Raw genomic sequence first — 19,011 nt, 5'->3', positions numbered from 1 at the left:
TGCGCGCTACCTCGTGAACCGCAGGGTGACCACTTGGAACGGGCGCAGCACCACCTCCGCCGACGCGTCGGCCAGTGGCCGTTCGAGCAGGTCGGTCTCCTGGACCGCGGTGTAGGCGAAGGAGGTGCCGACCGAGGCGCGGGCACGGCCGCCGTGCGCCTCGTAGAGCCGGACGACGACGTCGCCCGACCGGTCGTCGGCCAGCTTCACGGCCTCGACCCTCACCGCCGGGTTGTCCGTGCTCACCAGCGGTTCCGGCGGCACGGAGCCGCGGACCGCGCGCGGCGGCAGGTTGATGCGGTACCCGGCCTTGATGGCCTCGGGCAGGCCGCCGACGACCAGGGCGTAGCGGAAGCGGTGCTCGCCCTGGTCGGTCTCCGGGTCGGGGAACCGGGGTGCGCGCAACAGGGACAGGCGCACGGTCGTGGTGGTCCCGCCGTCCTCGCGGGTGGTGCGGGTGACCTCGTGGCCGTAGGTCGAGTCGTTGACGATCGCGACGCCGTAGCCGGGTTCGCCGACGTGCAGGAAGCGGTGGGCGCAGATCTCGAACTTCGCCGCCTCCCACGAGGTGTTGGTGTGCACCGGGCGGTGCAGGTGGCCGAACTGGGTCTCCGCCGTGGAGACCTCGGCCCGCAGGTCCAGCGGGAACGCGATCTTGAGCAGCTTCTCGCGCTCCTGCCAGTCGACCTCGGTCTCGAAGTCGACCTGCTTGGCGTCCTCGCGCAGCCGGATCGTCTGGGTGAGGACGGAGTTGCCGAACTTCGCCCGCACGACCACGCCGTCGGGCGCGTCGAGCCGTTCGGACGGGGTCAGGTCGGCCTTCCAGTTGCGGTAGAACGGGTCGATGTCCCAGGCGTCCCACTGGTTCGGGTTGTCGCGGTGCAGCTGCGGCATCCCCGCGAAGCCGTGCGGCGGCAGGACCTCGCGGTCGTTCTCCAAGTCGAGGATCGAAGTGACGATGCCGTCGGGGTCGATCGTGACACGCAGGCGCCCGTTGTCCAGGACGCCGTCCACCGGTGCCACGAACGGCTTCGGCGTCTCGCCGCCGAGCACGTCGAACGTGATCTCGTCGTCGCCGTCGCCCTTCAGCGCGTCGATCGCGGACGCCGTCAGGGCTTGCAGTTCCGCCGCCACGCGGGCGTAGGTGTCCCGGGCCTCGCGGTGCACCCAGGCGATCGAGCTGCCTGGCAGGATGTCGTGGAACTGGTGCAGCAGCACGGTCTTCCACAACCGGTCCAGCTCGTCGTACGGGTAGTCGTGGCCCTGCAACGCGGCCGCGGTGGCCCAGTGCTCGGCCTCCCGCAGCAGGTGCTCGCTGCGGCGGTTGCCCTGCTTGGTCTTCGCCTGCGTGGTGTAGGTGGCGCGGTGCTTCTCCAGGTACAGCTCGCCCGCCCACACCGGGGCGTCCGGGTACTCGTCCTGCGCGGCCTGGAAGAACTCGCGCGGCGGCTCGACGCGCACGGTCGGGGAGCCTTCGAGGTTCGCGACGCGGTGCGCGGTCTCCATCATCTCGCGGGTGGGGCCGCCACCACCGTCGCCGTAGCCGAACGGCACCAGCGACCGCGACGCCTTGGCGTGCTCGGCGAACTGGCGTGATGCGCGGGCCAGCTCCTCGCCGGACAGCGACGAGTTGTAGGTGTCGACGGGCGGGAAGTGCGTGAAGATCCGGGTGCCGTCGATGCCCTCCCACCAGAAAGTGTGGTGCGGGAACCTGTTGATCTGGTTCCACGACAGCTTCTGGGTGAGGAACCAGCGCGAGCCCGAGAGCTTGATCAGCTGAGGGAGCGCCGCGCTGTAGCCGAACGAGTCGGGCAGCCACACCTCCTCGGTCTCCACGCCGAAGTTGTCGAGGAAGAACCGCTTGCCGTGCACCAGCTGGCGGGCCATCGCCTCGCCGCCGGGCATGTTCGTGTCCGACTCGACCCACATGCCGCCGACCGGGACGAACTGACCGGCGCGGACCTTCTCGCGGACGCGGTCCCACACGTGCGGGTGGTGCTCCTTCATCCACGCGTACTGCTGGGCCTGCGAGCAGGCGAAGTAGAAGTCCGGGTACTCGTCCATCAGCTTCGTGACGTTCGAGAACGTCCTCGCGCACTTGCGGACCGTCTCCCGCAGCGGCCACAGCCACGCGGAGTCGATGTGGGCGTGACCGATCGCGGAGACCTTGTGCGCGGAGGCGGTGGCGGGCAACGCGAGCACACCGGCCAGCTGCTCCCGCGCCAGGTCGGCGGTGGCCGCGACCTCGTTGAGGTCCAGCGCGTCCATCGCGCGGTCGAGCGCGTGCAGGACCTTGTGGCGGCGCGGGTCGTGGCCGGGCAGCTCCTTCATCAGGCCCTGGAGCACCTCGATGTCCAGCATCAGGTGCCACACCTGCGGCTGGAACACCGCCAGCTCGGCCTTGAGGACCTTGTACAAGGGCTCGGTGCCCGCCGTCGCCTTGTCGCCCAACGGAGTCGGCAGGAACGGGTGGAAGTCGAGGATCGTCGGGTTGCCCGCCGCCTCGAGGTAGAGCAGGACGTCACGGCCCTCGACCGGCAGGTAGGTGTTGCGGGGCTCGATGCCCTTGATCGGCTCGCCTTGGGCGGTGTAGGCGAGGCCCTCGGCCTGGAAACCGGGGCCGGGATGCGTGAAGCCGAGGTCCAGCACCACCTCGACCTGCTTGCCCTCCCACGCCTCCGGCACGCTGCCGGTCAGCCGGAACCAGCTCGTGCTCCACGGCGCGCCCCAGGCGTCACCGACCTGTGCCGGTGAATAGGCGGCCGTGAGCGCCTCCGCGACGGGGACGGGCTCGTCCGGCACGGTCCACACCGCCAGCTCCAGCGGCGCGGTCTCGCCGTAGACGGCCGGGCGGATGCGTTCCTTCAGCGTGCGGTCGAGTCGTTCTTCCAGCAGCGAGCGTTCGTCGTGCACGTGTTCGGTCCCCTTTGGCTCAGGCCGGCTCGATCGAGGCCCGCACGCCGTCGCGCGCGAGTGCCATCCACTCTTCGAAGAAGGCGCCACCCGGACCCCACGAGGGCCGGTCGCCGTGCAGTGTGATCGGTGTGCGCGTGGCGGGAGCGGGTTCCGCCTCCCGCACGATCCTGGCTATCGCCTCCCCGAGCGGCTTGGCCTCGCGGTCCGTCGTCAGCAACCCCAACTCGTACTCGCGTTCGGGGAAGTCCACCAACGCACGGTCGACGTCGTGCGAGCACCACCACGTGACGCCCCACAGGTTCGAGCAGGTCAACACGTTCGCAAGCGTTTGCTCGGCGAACTCCGGCGCCTGTTCGGCGGTGATCTCCGGCTGGGCGGCGCCGACCTCCTGCAGCCACACGGGCCGGTCCGGGTCTTTGGCGTGCGCCTTGGCCAGCTCGACGAGGTACTCGGCGTGGTGGACGCTCTCGGGCGAGAGCGGGCCGTAGCGCTGCGCGGTGCCGTTGAAGACCCACGAGTGCACTGTGGTCATCGCACCCTTGTTGGCGGCGTGCTCCGGAAGGAACGAGTGCTCGCTCTCGTACCAGACGGCGTCGTACTCGGAGTGCACGTGCGGACGGCCTGGAGCGGCCTCCTCGCACTCGGCGAGCAGGACGTCGATCCACTCGGCCGCCTGCTCCGGTGTGCACGGGTTCGACTCGGTGAGCAGGTTGACCTCGTTGCCGAGGGTGAAGCCGAGGAAGTTCGGCTTGTCCCGCAACGCCTCGGCGAGCGTGCGGACGTAGAACCGCTGCCCGTCGATCACGTCGGCGTCGGTGAAGATGTTGCGCCGGTGCCAGGTCTGCACCCACGACGGGTAGAAGTCGAAGCTCGACAGGTGCCCCTGCAGGACGTCGACCTGCACGTCCAGCCCTGTCTCGCGGGCGGCGTCGAGCATCTGCGCGAGCTGCTCGACCGCCTGGGGCCGCACCAGGCCGCGGTTGGGCTGGAACACCGGCCACAGCGGGAAGACCCGCACGTGGTCGAGACCCAGGCCCGCGATGGACTCGAAGTCGGCTTTGACGTCGTCGAGGGAGAAGTCGAGCCAGTGGTGGAACCAGCCGGTCGACGGGGTGTAGTTCACGCCGAAACGCACGGAGTCATCCCTTGATCGCGCCTTCCCCCACACCGCGGAAGAAGTGCTTCTGCAGCAACAGGAACAGCAGGATCAGCGGAAGCACGGCGATGATCGTCCCCGCCGCCACCAGCCGCTGGTTCTGCACGAACGTGCCCTGGAGGTACGCCAGGCCGATGGTGAGCGTGTACTTCTCCTGGTCGCTCAGCACGACGAGCGGCCACAGGAAGTCGTCCCAGCTGAACATGAACGAGAACAGCGCCACCACGACCAGCGTGCCCTTGACCGACGGCAGCGCGAGGCGGGTGAAGCGCTGCCACGCGTTGGCACCGTCGATGATCGCGGCCTCCTCCACCTCGGCGGGCAGTGCGAGGAACGCGTTGCGCAGCAACAGGACGTTGAGCGCGGCGATCGCGCCGGGCAGCACGACCGCGGTGAGCGTGTCGGTGAGGCCGAGACCGCGCATCACCAGGAACAGCGATATGAGGATCGCCTCGAACGGCACCAGGATGCTGCCCGCGAAGACCACCGCGGCGAACCTGCGGCCCCGGAACCGCAGCCGGGCCAGCGCGTAGCCCGCCATCGCCGCGCCCAGGCAGTTCGTGACGACGTTGACGCTCGCGACGCCCAGCGAGTTGAGCGCGAACGACCAGACCGGGACGACGTCGGCGACCGCGCCGTAGTTGGCGAGCGTCGGGTCGTCCGGGATGAAGTCGGGGACGAAGACGTCCTCTCCCGGCCCCTTGACGCTCGTGACGAACTGCCACAGGAACGGCCCGATGCTGATGGCCAGGACCGCCAGCAGACCGAGGTAGCGCAGGGCCAGGGAGACGGGGGAGCGCTTCACAGCTGGTCCTCCCTGCGGTTGAGCTTGAGGGTGACCAGCAGCAGCCCCAGCAGGACGACGAACAGCACGAGGCTGAGCGCCGACGCGTACCCGACCTCACCGGTGAGGCCGCGGCCGACCGACTGGATGAGCAGCACCATCGTGGTGCTCGCGCCGCCCGGACCGCCGGTGCCGCCGGACAGCAGGTAGATCTCGGAGAACACGCGGAACCCGTTCACCGCGCTCAGCGCCGCGATCAGCACCATCGTCGGCCGCAGCGCGGGCACGGTGACCGACCAGAACCGCCGGACCGGGCCCGCACCGTCGACCATCGCGGCCTCGTGCAGGTCCTTCGGCACGTTCGCGAGCGCGGCCAGGTAGATCACCATGTAGTAGCCGAGGCCGCGCCACACCGTCACGACCATCGAGCTGACCAGCAGCAACGTGGAGTCGGTCAGGAAGCCGATCCTGGTGCCGCCCAGCGCCTCCACCACGTTGTTCACCAGGCCGCGGCTGTCGAGCAGCCACGTCCAGATGAGCCCGACCACGACCGCGGACGCGATCACCGGGGTGAAGAACGCCGTGCGGAAGATCCCGATGCCCGGCACCGCCTTCTGCGCGAGCATCGCGATCAGCAGCGGCAACAGCACCAGCGGCGGCACCACGCACACCATGTAGAGCAGGCTGTTGCGCGCGGCCACCCAGAACTTCGGGTCCTGGGCCATCCGCACGAAGTTGTCCACACCGGTGAACTGACCACCGCCCAGCGCGCTCGCGTCGGTGAACGCGAGCACGATCATGTTCAGGAACGGGAAGATCGTGAACGCGAGGCAGATGACCAGTCCCGGCAACAGGAACAGCCACGGCGTGTACGGGCGGTGCGTCACTTGAGCAGCCTGTTGCACTCTTCGACGGCCGCGTCCAGAGCCTCCTTCGGCGACTTCTTGCCGAGCATCGCGTCCGCGAGCTGTTGCAGCAGCGCCTCCCGCATCTGGTCGCTGAACTGCACGGGCGTGTAGTTCACCGCCGTCTTGAGCTGCTTGGCCGCCGCGACCCGCACGCGCGCCTCGTCGGAGCCGTCCTCGGTGGTGAAGTACGGGTCGTCGCCGCCCTTGGTGGTGGACGGGAAGATCGACGCGAGCTTCGCGAACGCCACCTGGTTCGCGGCGTTGGTGACGAACCGGCCGAACGCGAGCGCCGTCGCCTGGTTCTTGCTGCTCTTCGGCACGCTCACGCCGTGCAGGAACATGTTGGCGCTGCCCGTGTTCGTGATGGGCGTGGTGATGCCGATGTTGGCGTAGAGGCTGGGCGCGTCGGTCTTGAACTTGCCCAGGTCGTAGGCGCTGCCGGGGTTCATCGCGGTCTGCTGCGCCATGAACTTCGTGCCCGCGCCGGTGTAGTTCTGCGTGAGCGCCTCGGGGATGAGCGCGCCCGCGTCGTACATGCGCTTGTAGCTCTCGACGAGCTCGACGCCCTTGGGCTCGTTGAAGGTGAACTCGCCGTTCTCGAAGAGCTTCACGCCGTACAGGCCGAAGTCGGCGATGGACGGGGTCTGGCCGAGGATCGCGATGTTCTTCTCGGCGAGCTTGAGGGCGTACTGCTCGAGCTCGTCGAAGTTCGCCGGCGGCTTGTCCGGGTCGAGCCCCGCCTGCCGGAACAGGGCCTTGTTGTAGAAGAGCGGGCCGGTGTTGAGGTACCAGGGGAAGCCGTAGCAGCCGCCCTGGCCGGGGATCTCGAACGCCTGCCAGGCGTTCTCCAGGTACTCGGGCTTCGCGTCCCGCGCGACCTCGTCCAGGTCGACGAGCTGCCCCGCCTTGGCGAGCGGGAAGCTGAGGTCCGGCGGCACGTTGATGACGTCGGGCAGGGTGCCCGCGCTCGCGTCGGCCATGACCTTGGCCAGGTAGCCGTCGGCCGGCTGGTCCACCCACTTCACGGTGGTGCCCTGGTGCTGCTGCTGGAACGCGTCGATGACACCGTTGACGTAGTCGGTGTACTTGGGCTTGAGCGACCACGTCTGGAACGTGATCTCGCCGGTGACCTGACCACCCGCCGACGAACCGGAGTTGCTCGTGCCGGACAGCCCGCAGCCCGCGACGGGCACGGCGACCATGCCGGCGAGGAACGTGCGCCTCTTCATTGACACCCACCTCCTGCTCGCGGACCCTAGCTAAACCGGTTTATCTCCGGCTAGCCTCCGAACGTCCGCATGTCTTGTTCCGGACAAGACCGGGGTTCGGGTGGAGCGGGGTGTGGTGAAGAGGCCGACGATCAAGGACATCGCCGCGGCGGCCGGGGTGTCCAAGGGGGCCGTGTCGCTGGCGTTGAACGGGCGGCCTGGGGTTTCGGAGGCCACGCGGGCGCGGGTGCTGGAGGTGGCGTCGTCACTCGGGTACCGGCCGTCCGCGACCGCTCGGGCGTTGTCGTCGGCGTCCGCCGACGCGGTGGGGCTGGTCTTGGTGCGGCCGCCTCGGGCGTTGGGGGACGAGGCGTTCTTCTTCCAGCTGATCGCCGGGATGCAGTCGGAGATGTCGTCGGCGTTGCTGTTGCAGGTGGTGGCGTCTCGGGACGAGGAGATCTCGCTCTACCAGCGGTGGTGGGCCGAGCATCGGGTCGACGGGGTTTTTCTTGTCGATCTGTTGGTGGACGACCCTCGGGTCGCCTTGATGTCTTCTCTCGGGATGCCCGCTGTTGTTGTGGGTGGGGCTGGGCATCACGGGGCGCTGGCTTCTGTGTGGGCTGATGACTACGCGGCCATGACGTCTGTTGTGGAGTACCTGGTTTCGTTGGGGCACCGGAGGATTGCCCGGGTGGCCGGGTTGCCTTCGCTGCTGCACACCGTTCGGCGGGATCAGGCGTTTTTGTCGTCCGTTGTGGACGGTGTGATCGTTGGCGGGGATTACACGGCTGAGGCCGGGGCCGCTGCTACTCGGGCCTTGCTCGGTTCTGGGGAACCGCCGTCCGCGATCGTTTACGACAACGACGTCATGGCGGTTGCCGGGGTTGAGGTTGCCGCTGAGATGGGGGTCGGGGTGCCGTCTCAGCTGTCGATCGTGGCTTGGGACGACTCGGTGTTGTGTCAGCACGGGCGGTTGACCGCGTTGTCCCGGGACACGTTCGCGTTCGGGGCTCGGGCTGCTCGGGCGTTGCTGGCTGTGATGGGTGGGGCTTTGCCGTCTGATGTCGAGGACGTGTTGCCGGAGTTGGTGGTCCGGGGGTCGACTTCCGCGCCTGGCCGGGTTCTTCAGCGCGGGGCTCCGCCCCGGAACCCCGTCGACTGATCAAGGACCGGGCTCGCGCTGCGAGCGGGCGGCATGCCTGGGGCTTACCGCGGCCGCGTGTTTCGCAGTTCGGTTGTGCAGTGGGTGCTCGCCTTCGGCTTCGTGAGTCAGGTCAGTGACGCGACCTGGTCGCTGACCACCTGCGCGGCCGCCGAGACCAGGGCGGTCACCGCCGGGTTCGTCGAGTTGTCCTGGCGCCAGCCGAACTGCGTGTACACGCGGAAGGTCGGGGACCAGGGCAAGCGGACCAGCCTGCCGTCGGCCAGTTCTGCCGAGACGGTCACCTCGGGCATCAGGGCTATGCCCAAGCCGGAGGCCACCGCTCGTTTCGCGGCGTCCACTGAGTCCAGCTCCAGGACCGGGGCGCGGGTGTCGTCGAAGCCGATCGTGTTCTCGAAGAGCTCGTGGTAGGAGGCGCCGTTCTCGGCCCTGACGAGGGTGCTGCCGGTGATGTCGTCCTCGGTCAGGGACTGGCGTTGGGCCAGGGCGTGGTTCGGGCCGGCCACCAGGGTGAGGGGTTCGGGGCAGAGGACCGTGGTCTCCAGGCCCTCCCGGGGTTCGATGGCGCCGATGAAGAACGCGCAGTCGAGTTGGCCGTCCCGGACGGAGGAGAGGTTGTTCAGGGCGTTGCGGGAGTGCAGGGAGAGTTGGACCGAGGGGTAGCGCCAGCACATGTATTCGATGAGCGGTAGCAGGCGGTAGTCGGTCAGGCTCTGCGCGGAGCCGATGACGAGTTTGCCGTGCGGCTCGCCGTTCATCGTGATGGCTTTTCGGGCCTTTTCGGTGAGGTTGATGATGTTTCGCGCGAACGGGAGGAGTTCCACGCCCGCCGACGTCATCTGGATACCTCGGGGGAGGCGCCGGAAAAGGACGACCCCGAGGCCCTCCTCCAGGGCCTTGATGCGGGTGGTGATGGTCGGCTGCGAGCAGTTGAGCGTGGCTGCGGCCTTCGTGAAGCTCCCTGTCTGAACCACGGTCGTGAACGCGAGAAGCTGGCGTGTCTCCATCAGGCGGATCCTCGGATTAAAACGGTGCGACGACTTTTTCTCGTTCGTTCCCGTGATCCTGTTACGGGTGGTGCAGGAGCCGTAACGCTACCTCTCGCGAGCGCGCGGCCGATTGGTGCTAACGGAGTCATCTTGATCTGTCGGAGAGAAGACTTTCCTCCGAAAGAGTGAAATTGCGATCGCGTCTTCGACGGGGCGTAGTTGGGTGTGTTGTTTCGGTGAAGTCGTTCGCCAGACGAACAAAAGATCTTGGTGCGGGAGGCGGCGGGTGGTGCCGGTAGCCGGGGTGGCGGCGGTCACACTGCGGGGTTCGCCTAGACTCGCTGGGAATCCGGGCGTCACGTGTGGCGGTACCGGCTGTCTTGCACGTTCTTGTTCGCATCGAGGAGTCCACGTTGAAGAGCACCGTCGAGCACCTGAGCCCGACGAGGGTCCGGATCAACGTCGAGGTGCCGTTCGACGAGCTCAAGTCGAACTTCGACCAGGCGTACCGGAAGCTCGCGAAGCAGGTCCGCATCCCCGGCTTCCGCCCGGGCAAGGCCCCCGCGAAGGTCCTGGAGAACCGCATCGGCCGCGCGCCGGTCCTGGACGAGGTCATCCAGGAGGCCATCCCGGCCAAGTACCTGGAGGCGGTCTCCGCGGGTGAGGTGCGCACGCTGGGTCGTCCGGACTTCGAGGTGACCAAGATCGAGGACGGGCAGACGCTCGAGTTCACCGCCGAGGTCGACGTCCGTCCCGAGATCACCGTCCCCGCGTTCGGCGAGCTGGCCGTGACCGTGGACGAGCAGGAGGTCACGGACGAGGACGTCGCGACGCAGCTCGACGAGCTCCGCGCCCGCTTCGGCACGCTGACCGGTGTGACGCGCCCGGCCCAGACCGGCGACTTCGTCAGCATCGACCTGTCCGCCACGGTCGACGGCGAGGAGGTCGAGGAGGCCCGCACCACCGGCCTGTCCTACGAGATCGGCTCCGGCCAGCTCGTCGAGGGCATCGACGACGCGCTCGTCGGCGCCTCCGAGGGTGAGACCAAGACCTTCACCACCACGCTCGTCGCCGGTGAGCACTCCGGCCGCGAGGCCGAGGTGTCCGTGGTGCTGAACTCCGTCAAGGAGCGCCAGCTGCCCGAGCTGGACGACGAGTTCGCGCAGCTCGCGAGCGAGTTCGACACGCTCGAGGAGCTCAAGGCCGACCTGCTGACCCGCCTCGCCCGCGTCAAGAAGATGCAGCAGGGCGTCCAGGCCCGCGACAAGGTCCTCGAGGCGCTGCTGGAGACCACCGAGGTCCCGCTGCCCGAGGGCATCGTCCAGGGCGAGATCGACGCCCGCAAGCACGACGCCGTGCACGCCTTCGACCACGACGACGACAAGTTCGCCGCGTGGCTGCAGGAGCAGGGTCAGACGGAGGAGGAGTTCGACACCGAGCTCCGCACCGCCGCCGAGCAGGCCGTCAAGACGCAGCTCGTGCTCGACTCGATCGCCGACGCCGAGCAGGTCACGGTGTCCGACGGCGAGCTGACCGAGCGGATCATCTACCAGGCCCAGCGCTTCGGTATCTCGCCCGACGAGTACGTCAAGCGCGCGCAGCAGTCCGGCCAGCTCGGCGCGATCTTCGCCGACGTCCGCCGCGGCAAGGCGCTCGCCAGCGTCGTCCGCCAGGCCGAGGTCAGCGACACCGCCGGCCAGAAGCTGGACCTCGAGGAGCTCTTCGGCGAGACCAAGTCCGAAGAGGACGGCCAGGAGTAACGAGGTCGTGCGACTCGTCCGGTCACCCGTTCGAGCCGGAGTCCACTCCGGTGCGAGCGGAGGACCGGACGACGTCTAGTACGACCTCGTCGCGCGTGTGGGCGAGCGCCACAAATACAGCCCTGAGCGAACGCGGGCGGTGTCGGGCATCTGACGCCGCCCGTCTTCGTTAAGGTCGATCGCAGAGAGTTTTGGCATCCAGATTCGTTCCACCTGGAGTTAGGCAGGCAGACGTGACGCAGCACTCCTTCCCGACCCCCGAGATGCGGTCGGCCACCGCCGGGATGAACCTCAACGACTCGGTGTACGAGCGGCTGCTCCGCGAGCGGATCATCGTCCTGGGATCGCAGGTCGAAGAGGGCATCGCCAACCAGATCACCGCTCAGCTGCTGCTGCTGGCCGCTGAGGACCCCGAGAAGGACATCACCCTCTACATCAACTCGCCTGGTGGCTCCGTCACGGCGGGCATGGCCATCTACGACACGATGCAGCTGATCGAGCCGGACGTGGCCACCGTGGCCATGGGGCTCGCGGCCTCGATGGGGCAGTTCCTGCTCTCCGCCGGCGCGCCCGGCAAGCGCCAGGCGCTCCCGCACGCGCGCATCCTCATGCACCAGCCCTCCGCGGGTGTCGGCGGCACGGCCGCGGACATCGCGATCCAGGCGGACATGCTGACGCGCACCAAGCGCGAGATGGCCGAGCTCATCGCCGAGCACACCGGCCAGCCGGTCGAGCGGATCATCGCCGACTCCGACCGCGACCGCTGGTTCACCGCACAGGAAGCGCTGGAGTACGGCTTCGTCGACAAGGTCGTCACCCGGTCGCAGCCCGTCGGCGACTCGAACAACTGACGTCAGCTAGGAGACCCCAAGTGAGCCAGTTCCACATGCCTCAGTCGCGGTACGTGCTGCCGTCGTTCGTCGAGCGCACCAGCTACGGCATGAAGGAGTCGAACCCGTACAACAAGCTGTTCGAGGAGCGCATCATCTTCCTCGGCGTGCAGGTTGACGACGCTTCGGCCAACGACGTGATGGCGCAGCTGCTGGTGCTCGAGTCCGAGGACCCCGACCGCGACATCCTGATGTACATCAACTCGCCGGGTGGCTCGTTCACCTCGTTGATGGCCATCTACGACACCATGCAGTTCGTGCGCCCGGACATCCAGACGTACTGCCTCGGCCAGGCCGCCTCGGCCGCCGCGGTGCTGCTGGCCGCCGGCACGCCCGGCAAGCGCCACGCGCTGCCCAACGCGCGAATCCTGATCCACCAGCCCTCCATGGAGGGCGCGTACGGTCAGGTGTCCGACCTGGAGATCCAGTCGAACGAGATCCAGCGCGTGCGCCGCCTGATGGAGACCACCCTCGCGCGGCACACCAACCGGACGGCGGAGGAGGTTCGCGAGAGCATCGAGCGCGACCGCATCCTGACGGCCGAGGAGGCCAAGGACTACGGCATCGTCGACTCGGTGCTGCCCTACCGCAAGCTTTCGGCCAAGTCCTGACGCGTCCCAGGGACTGGAACTCCCGGTCCCCGGCCTCCGACACGCCGAGAAGTCCAGGTTGTCTGGCCTGATCGGCGCGTCGGAGGGACGCTGGTCCTCCCCTGAAGCGGGGTGGGCCAGGTACCGTCAGTGCAACGGGCTCAGCACCCACAGCCAGTGGGACTGCCACAGCAAGTCAGCAGGCGCACTACAGCAGGTGTGCGCCGGAGGGGACATAGGTCAGCGGTCATGGCGCGTATCGGTGACGGCGGCGACTTGCTGAAGTGCTCTTTCTGCGGAAAGAGTCAAAAGCAGGTGAAGAAACTCATCGCCGGCCCCGGCGTCTACATCTGCGATGAGTGCATCGATCTCTGCAACGAGATCATCGAGGAGGAGCTGGCCGAGGCCGGCGACGTGAAGCTCGACGAGCTGCCGAAGCCCGCCGAGATCCACGACTTCCTCGACCAGTACGTCATCGGCCAGTCCGAGGCGAAGCGGACCCTCTCGGTAGCCGTCTACAACCACTACAAGCGCATCCAGGCGGGCGACCGCGGGCGCGAGGGTCGTGACGACGGCGTCGAGCTGGCGAAGTCGAACATCCTGATGCTGGGTCCGACGGGCTGCGGCAAGACCTACCTCGCGCAGACGCTCGCGAAGATGCTGAACGTCCCGTTCGCCATCGCCGACGCGACCGCGCTGACAGAGGCCGGCTACGTCGGCGAGGACGTCGAGAACATCCTCCTGAAGCTCATCCAGGCCGCCGACTACGACGTGAAGCGCGCCGAGACGGGCATCATCTACATCGACGAGGTCGACAAGATCGCTCGAAAGAGTGAAAACCCGTCGATCACGCGTGACGTCTCCGGTGAGGGCGTGCAGCAGGCGCTGCTCAAGATCCTCGAGGGCACGACGGCGTCGGTGCCCCCGCAGGGCGGCCGCAAGCACCCGCACCAGGAGTTCATCCAGATCGACACGACGAACGTGCTGTTCATCGTGGCCGGTGCGTTCGCGGGCCTGGAGAAGATCATCCAGGACCGCGTCGGCAAGCGCGGTCTGGGCTTCGGCGCCGAGGTGCGGTCCAAGGCCGAGGTGGACGCGGCGGACTACTTCGCCGACTCCATGCCGGAGGACCTCATCAAGTTCGGCCTGATCCCCGAGTTCATCGGGCGTCTGCCGATGGTCGCCTCGGTGACCAACCTCGACAAGCCGTCCCTGGTGCAGATCCTCACCGAGCCGAAGAACGCCCTGGTGAAGCAGTACCAGAAGCTCTTCGAGATGGACGGCGTCGAGCTCGAGTTCACCAAGACCGCGCTGGAGGCGGTCGCCGACCAGGCGATCCTGCGCGGCACCGGTGCCCGAGGTCTGCGCGCGATCATGGAAGAGGTCCTGCTCCCGGTGATGTACGACATCCCGAGCCGCACGGACGTCGCCAAGGTCGTCATCACGGAGCAGACGGTGAAGGAGAACGTGAACCCGACGATCGTGGCCCGGCAGCCCTCGCGCCGGGAGCGCCGGGAGAAGTCCGCCTAGCGTTCGAGCTCAATCGAAGGGCGTCCGGTTCCGGCCGGGCGCCCTTCGGTCGTTCCAGTGGTGTGGCTCGCGACGTTGCCGGTGGAATTCGCGTTCAGACGGGCGGATCGCCACGTCTTCGTACTGGTCGTACGGGGGCGTGGGGAGGTGCCGCGAGGAGTCCTGCCGAGCGTGGATTACGCCGCCGACGCTGCGTGACGCGCCACTAGGCTGGGTGCATGTCGCTGCCCCACGTGCTGCTGCTCCACGGCTACACCGGTTCCGGCCCCGGTCACTGGCAGCGCTGGCTCGCCCGGACCGTGTCCGAGCACGGCGGCCTCGCCGACCTGCCGCACTTCAGCGACCCGGACGCGCCCGACCTGGACACGTGGCTGCGCGAGCTGGACGCGCACCTGGAGGCGGCCCCGGCCGACCGCGAACGCGTCGTCGTCGCGCACTCGCTCGGCTGCCACCTGTGGCTGCACCACGCGGCCCGCGAGAACATCGCCCACGTCGACCGGGTGCTGCTGGTCGCCCCGCCGGCGCCCGACCACCCGGAACCGGCCATCAGGTCGTTCCTGCCGCCTCCCCTCGACCCGGCGAACCTGCGCCGCGCCGCCACCGAGACGCGCCTCGTCGCGGGCGAGGGCGACCCGCACTGCTCGGCGCAGGACGCCAAGCAGCTCGCGGAGGCGTTGCGGATCGAGGTCGACGTCCTGCCAGGGGCCGCGCACGTCAACATCGACGCGGGCTACGGGGAGTGGCCCGCGGTGCTCAAGTGGGTGCGGTCGCGGACGGTGCCGCTCTCGCCGCGCTAGAAAACCAGTCTGGGGGAAACGTGGAACTGTCGTCGGAGTGGCTGGCCGGGCTCCTGGCCGAGCACGGTGTCGTCGGTGCGCAGGTGGCCGTCCTGCACGAGGACGAGATCACCGACTTCTCGGCGGGTGTCCTCAACAAGGACACGGGCGAGGAGGTGACGACGGACTCGATCTTCCAGATCGGGTCGATCACGAAGGTGTGGACGGCCACGCTGGTCCAGGAGCTGGTCAACGAGGGCCTGCTGGACCTGGACTGGCCGGTGCGCGAGGTGCTGCCGGAGTTCCGGCTGGCCGACGAGGAGGCGGCGCGGGTCATCACGCCACGCCACCTGCTCACCCACACGGCGGGCTTCGACGGCGACCTCTTCCACGACACCGGTAACGGCCCGGACATGCTCGAGAGGTACGTCGAGCGGATGGCGGACACCGAGCAGCGGACCCCGCCGGGTGAGCTCTACACGTACTGCAACAGCGGGTTCGTGGTGCTCGGCCGGATCGTCGAGGTGCTGCGCGGACGGCGCTTCACCGCCGTCCTGCGTGAGCGGCTCGTCGACCGGCTCGGCCTGCCGACCGCCGCCGTCAGCCACGCGGAGTACGCCCACCAGCGGTGCGCGTCGGGTCATCTCGGCGACGACGACCTGCGGCCCGTCGAGAAGCCCATGGTCGAGGGGGACACCCCGGCGGGGTCGGTGCTCGCGATGAGCGCGCGGGACCTCCTGGAGTTCGTGCGGCTGCACCTCGGCACCACCGAGTTCGACGTGATGCGCGAGACCCAGGTCGTGCCGCCGGACTTCGGCCAGGGCGGGCGGCAGGGTCTCGGGTGGGTGTTGCACGACTACGACGGTGGTGTCACCGGCATCGGCCACAACGGGACGACGCGGGGCTTCCAGGCCCACCTGCGGGTGATTCCCGCCGCCGGTCTCGCGGTCGCCCTCCTCACCAACGGCGGCGGCTCCCTGCCGGTGGCGCGCGAGGTCTTCCGGCAGGTGCTGGGCGAGCACGCCGGTGTCCGCCTGCGACCGCTGCCCGCGCCGCCCGCGTCGCCCGTCCCGATCGCGATGGACCGGGTCGTCGGGGTCTACCGGTCCGCGGGGCTCGACCTCCACGTGGCCGAGGGCACCGGCGGCCGGGTGACGGTGAGGTTCGAGCAGCGCGGCGACACCTTCCGAGGGCTCCTCGACGAGTCCGAGCGGGAGTTCACCGGGCTGCGCGACGACGCCCTGATCGCCGTCGAGCCCCGCGGCGGCTACCACTCCGTGGTGGTCCTGTGCGGGCGTGACGAGCAGGACCGGGTCAAGTGGGTGCACTTCGGCCGGGCGGCCACCCGGATGTGATCGACCTGCAAGGGCTGCTGGACACCGGCGAGAGGGTGACGAGCCGGTCGGTCCGTACGTGTACTGCACCAGCGGCTACATGGTGCTCGGCCGGGTCTAGACGGCCCGCTTCGCGTACTTGGCAAGGAAGCGGATGACGTCGGGCGTCACCGAGCGGTAGAGCGCGTCGTCGTGCCCGCCGGGCCTGACGGTGGCCACCTCGGGCCGCACGTCGCGCAGGAACCGGCGGGTGCCCTCGATGAACTTGTCCCGGTCGCCGACCCACACGCCCAGCGCGGTCGGGCCGGTCGCCTGAGGGCGCCGCAGCGGGTCCAGCTCCCGCCACTCGGCCTCGTTCTTGAACGCGCGGCGCTTGGCCATCTCCGGCCACGACGTCAGCAGGCCGGGGGAGACGATCGCGGCGGCCGCGACCGGGTCACCCCGTTCGACTCGGCGGCGGGCGTAGAGCAGGCCGCCGAAGCCGCCCATCGACACGCCCGTGACGGCGAACGGCTCGCCGTAGCCGCGGTCCTTGAGCCAGCGGGGGATCTCGTCGAGCAGCATGCCCATCGGGTCGTCGCCGGGGGTGTTCTCGTGCCAGTAGTTGTCGCCGCCGTCGACCGCGACGAAGCCGAACGCGGGCACCGAGCCCTTCGCCACGGCGGCGGCCAGCACGTCGGCGATGCCGCCGAAGGGCGCGTTCCTGGCGTTGCCGCGCAGGCCGTGCAGCAGGATCGACATGGGCAGGCCGCGGGGGTTGACGCCGGTCGGCAGGTAGAAGGCGAGGGTGACCTCGCGGCGCCGGGCGGACGAGTAGACGCGCTCGAAGCGGATCGTCGGCTTGACGGCGGGCTTGGTGTGGAGGCGGTCGGCCGTCGCGATCTGCCGCCGGGGCGCCTCCGCGGTCGACGACACGTAGGTCGCGACGCCCACGGCGGTCGCGACGACCAAGCCGAGCGCCACGAACACCGTGCGGCGGCTGAACCTCGGTTCCCCCATGCTCACCCCATCGCGCGAATGCCGTTCCTCGTTTCCTTCTAGAGGACGGAACGCGCGCGTAACGAGGACAGTTCCTCGTCGGAGTAGCCCAGCCATCTCAACACGCGGTCATTGTGCTGGCCGAGGGCCGGAACCGCACCCGGTGACCAGTCGAAGCCCGCCACCGGGGGCGGCAGCATCCTGGCCGTTCCGCCGGGAACGGGCACGTCAACCCAGGTGTCGAGCTGCGGGTGGGCGGGCAGGTCGGTGATCGGCCTGGTCAGGGCGGCCGGCACGTCGGCGGCGTCCAACGTGGTGAGCAGCTCAGCCGCGGTGAGGCCCGAAAAAGCCTTTTCGAGGAGGTTCTGCAATTCCTCCCGGTGCGCGACGCGGGAGGCCACTGTGGCGAACCTCTCGTGCGGAGCGAGGCCGATCAAATCGCACAGCCGCTGCCATTGACCGTCGTTCTGCACGGCCAGGTGCACGGCGCCGTCGGCACAGGCCACCGGGCCGTACGGGGCGATGCTCGGGTGGTGCGCCCCCGACCGCGGGGCCGCGGCGCCCGTTCCGGCGGCGTAGAGCATCGGCTGGTGCATCCACTCGGCCATCGCCTCGAACAGCGACAGCCGCAGCCGCGCCCCGGAGCCCGTCCGCGCCCGTTGCAGCAACGCCGCCAGCACCGCGGCCTGCAGCTGCACGCCCGCCGCGATGTCCGCGACCGAGATCCCGGCCCGCGCCATCACGTCGCCCTCGCCGGTCAGCGACACCAAGCCCGTCTCGGACTGCACCAGCGCGTCGAACGCCTTGCGGTCCGCGTACGGGCCGTCCCAGCCGTAACCGGACAGCTCACCGACCACCAGCCGGTCGGGCAGCTCCAGCGCGAGCCGGGCCCACACGCGCGGCGACAGGTTGCACAGCAGCACGTCGGCCCGGTCGACGAGCTTGTCCAGCACCTCGCGGCCGTCGGGGTGGAAGATGTCGAGCGACACCGACTCCTTGCCGACGTTGGTCCACGCGAAGTACGACGAGACTTCGCCGCACGCCGAGTCGTAGTGGCGCGCGAAGTCGCCGGTGCCCGGCCGTTCGACCTTGATCACCCGTGCGCCCAGGTCGGCCAGCAGGCGCGTCGCGTACGGGACGGCCACGGCCTGTTCCAGGCTCACGACCACGACGCCGTCAAGCGGTCTCAAGCACGCGCTCCCCACCGGTGTAGACGTTCATCGAGTCGCCGCGCAGGAACCCGATCAGCGTCATGCCCTGCTCCTCGGCCAGCTCGACCGCGAGCGACGACGGCGCCGACACCGCGGCGAGCACCGGGATGCCTGCCATCGCGGCCTTCTGGACCAGCTCGAACGACGCCCGCCCGGACACCATCAGCACCGCGCCGCGCAGCGGCACCAGGTTCTGCAGGACCGACCAGCCGAGCACCTTGTCGACGGCGTTGTGCCTGCCCACGTCCTCCCGCACCACCAGCAGCTCACCGTCGGCGAACAGCCCGGCCGCGTGCAGGCCGCCGGTGCTCTGGAAGACCTTCTGCCGGGCGCGCAGCGCGTCCGGGAACGTCGTGAGCGCCTCCGGCGTGACCCGCACCGGGTCGAGCGCGGGGGAGTGGCGGGTCTTGAGCTTCACGGCTTCGAGGGCGCCCTTGCCGCACACCCCGCACGACGAGGTGGTGTAGAAGTTCCGCTCCACGCCCGTGTCCGGTGGCGGCACGCCCTCGGCCAGCGCGATGTCCAGCACGTTGTAGGTGTTCAGCCCGTCCGGGCCGGTGCCCTCGCAGTACCGGGCGACCGAGATGTCCTCGGACGAGCCGATGACGCCCTCGCTGAGCAGGAAGCCGTGCGCGAGCTCCACGTCGTGGCCCGGCGTGCGCATCGTCACGGCGAGCGCCTTGCCGTCGACCCTCAGCTCCAGCGGCTCCTCGGCGGCGAGCGCGTCGACGCGGCGGCGCCTGCCGTTCGGCGAGACCCGCTCGACGGGGCGGCGCACCGTCACTCGGCCCATGTGCACATCTCCTTCGGACCGCTATG

General features: G+C 69.1%; 16 protein-coding genes. 7 read left to right on the top strand and 9 right to left on the bottom strand.

Annotated features, from left to right (window positions below):
• Window positions 1-6: 6 nt before the first annotated feature.
• Genes BLT23_RS14950 through BLT23_RS14930 form a run of 5 tightly spaced genes read right to left on the bottom strand, consistent with a single transcriptional unit; the run spans window position 7 to window position 6,993 of the window.
• A complete protein-coding gene (locus BLT23_RS14950) occupies window positions 7-2,913 on the bottom strand; it encodes an alpha-mannosidase (protein WP_090049620.1) in 2,907 nt (968 codons plus the stop codon).
• Window positions 2,914-2,932: 19 nt separating this feature from the next.
• Window positions 2,933-4,051 carry a glycoside hydrolase 5 family protein gene (locus BLT23_RS14945; RefSeq protein ID WP_090049618.1) on the bottom strand — a complete coding sequence of 373 codons (1,119 nt, stop codon included), beginning with the start codon at window positions 4,049-4,051 and terminating at the stop codon, window positions 2,933-2,935.
• Window positions 4,052-4,055: 4 nt separating this feature from the next.
• On the bottom strand, window positions 4,056-4,877 hold the full coding sequence (locus BLT23_RS14940; RefSeq protein ID WP_090049616.1) for a carbohydrate ABC transporter permease: 822 nt from the start codon (window positions 4,875-4,877) through the stop codon (window positions 4,056-4,058).
• Entirely contained in the window at window positions 4,874-5,743 is an 870-nt protein-coding gene (locus tag BLT23_RS14935) for a carbohydrate ABC transporter permease (RefSeq protein ID WP_218133754.1), read from the bottom strand. Before BLT23_RS14935 ends, BLT23_RS14940 begins: the two co-directional genes overlap by 4 nt.
• On the bottom strand, window positions 5,740-6,993 hold the full coding sequence (locus tag BLT23_RS14930; RefSeq protein WP_090049614.1) for an ABC transporter substrate-binding protein: 1,254 nt from the start codon (window positions 6,991-6,993) through the stop codon (window positions 5,740-5,742). Before BLT23_RS14930 ends, BLT23_RS14935 begins: the two co-directional genes overlap by 4 nt.
• Window positions 6,994-7,105: 112 nt before the next feature.
• Between BLT23_RS14930 and BLT23_RS14925 the strand changes: the two genes are divergently transcribed.
• The gene (locus BLT23_RS14925; protein WP_245743966.1) at window positions 7,106-8,134 is read left to right on the top strand and encodes a LacI family DNA-binding transcriptional regulator; all 1,029 of its coding nucleotides are present in this window, start codon (window positions 7,106-7,108) and stop codon (window positions 8,132-8,134) included.
• A gap of 107 nt (window positions 8,135-8,241) precedes the next feature.
• Here BLT23_RS14925 and BLT23_RS14920 read toward each other — a convergent pair whose 3' ends face one another.
• The gene (locus BLT23_RS14920) at window positions 8,242-9,141 is read right to left on the bottom strand and encodes a LysR family transcriptional regulator (RefSeq protein WP_090049612.1); all 900 of its coding nucleotides are present in this window, start codon (window positions 9,139-9,141) and stop codon (window positions 8,242-8,244) included.
• A gap of 395 nt (window positions 9,142-9,536) precedes the next feature.
• On the opposite strand from BLT23_RS14920, the gene tig reads away from it, so the two are divergent.
• The 6 genes from tig to BLT23_RS14890 all read left to right on the top strand — a co-directional run bounded on the left by tig (window position 9,537) and on the right by BLT23_RS14890 (window position 16,024).
• Complete coding sequence (tig, locus tag BLT23_RS14915; RefSeq protein WP_090049610.1) at window positions 9,537-10,883, top strand: trigger factor; 1,347 nt, start codon at window positions 9,537-9,539, stop codon at window positions 10,881-10,883.
• A 263-nt stretch (window positions 10,884-11,146) separates the two neighbouring features.
• Window positions 11,147-11,734, top strand: a complete 588-nt coding sequence (locus BLT23_RS14910; protein WP_065920813.1) for an ATP-dependent Clp protease proteolytic subunit — start codon at window positions 11,147-11,149, stop codon at window positions 11,732-11,734.
• Between the two features lie 35 nt (window positions 11,735-11,769).
• Window positions 11,770-12,384, top strand: coding sequence for an ATP-dependent Clp protease proteolytic subunit (locus tag BLT23_RS14905; protein WP_090050323.1), 615 nt, complete (start codon window positions 11,770-11,772; stop codon window positions 12,382-12,384).
• A 228-nt stretch (window positions 12,385-12,612) separates the two neighbouring features.
• Window positions 12,613-13,893: an ATP-dependent Clp protease ATP-binding subunit ClpX gene (clpX, locus tag BLT23_RS14900; protein WP_090049608.1), complete on the top strand. Its 1,281-nt coding sequence runs from the start codon at window positions 12,613-12,615 to the stop codon at window positions 13,891-13,893.
• A 218-nt stretch (window positions 13,894-14,111) separates the two neighbouring features.
• Window positions 14,112-14,690 carry an RBBP9/YdeN family alpha/beta hydrolase gene (locus BLT23_RS14895; protein WP_090049606.1) on the top strand — a complete coding sequence of 193 codons (579 nt, stop codon included), beginning with the start codon at window positions 14,112-14,114 and terminating at the stop codon, window positions 14,688-14,690.
• A 20-nt stretch (window positions 14,691-14,710) separates the two neighbouring features.
• The gene (locus BLT23_RS14890; RefSeq protein ID WP_176946757.1) at window positions 14,711-16,024 is read left to right on the top strand and encodes a serine hydrolase domain-containing protein; all 1,314 of its coding nucleotides are present in this window, start codon (window positions 14,711-14,713) and stop codon (window positions 16,022-16,024) included.
• A 96-nt stretch (window positions 16,025-16,120) separates the two neighbouring features.
• Here BLT23_RS14890 and BLT23_RS14885 read toward each other — a convergent pair whose 3' ends face one another.
• From BLT23_RS14885 to fdhD, 3 genes are read right to left on the bottom strand one after another with little or no spacing between them, the layout of a single operon-like run.
• Complete coding sequence (locus BLT23_RS14885; RefSeq protein ID WP_090049602.1) at window positions 16,121-17,002, bottom strand: alpha/beta hydrolase; 882 nt, start codon at window positions 17,000-17,002, stop codon at window positions 16,121-16,123.
• Window positions 17,003-17,040: 38 nt separating this feature from the next.
• Window positions 17,041-18,171, bottom strand: a complete 1,131-nt coding sequence (locus BLT23_RS14880) for a CaiB/BaiF CoA transferase family protein (RefSeq protein WP_090050320.1) — start codon at window positions 18,169-18,171, stop codon at window positions 17,041-17,043.
• The gene (gene fdhD, locus BLT23_RS14875; RefSeq protein WP_090049600.1) at window positions 18,158-18,985 is read right to left on the bottom strand and encodes a formate dehydrogenase accessory sulfurtransferase FdhD; all 828 of its coding nucleotides are present in this window, start codon (window positions 18,983-18,985) and stop codon (window positions 18,158-18,160) included. Before fdhD ends, BLT23_RS14880 begins: the two co-directional genes overlap by 14 nt.
• Window positions 18,986-19,011 lie beyond the last annotated feature (26 nt).

The organism is Lentzea fradiae, from assembly GCF_900100955.1.
GTDB lineage: Bacteria > Actinomycetota > Actinomycetes > Mycobacteriales > Pseudonocardiaceae > Lentzea > Lentzea fradiae.
The sequence above is the reverse complement of the archived record's forward strand: the minus strand, read 5'-3'. Positions and strand labels throughout refer to the sequence as shown.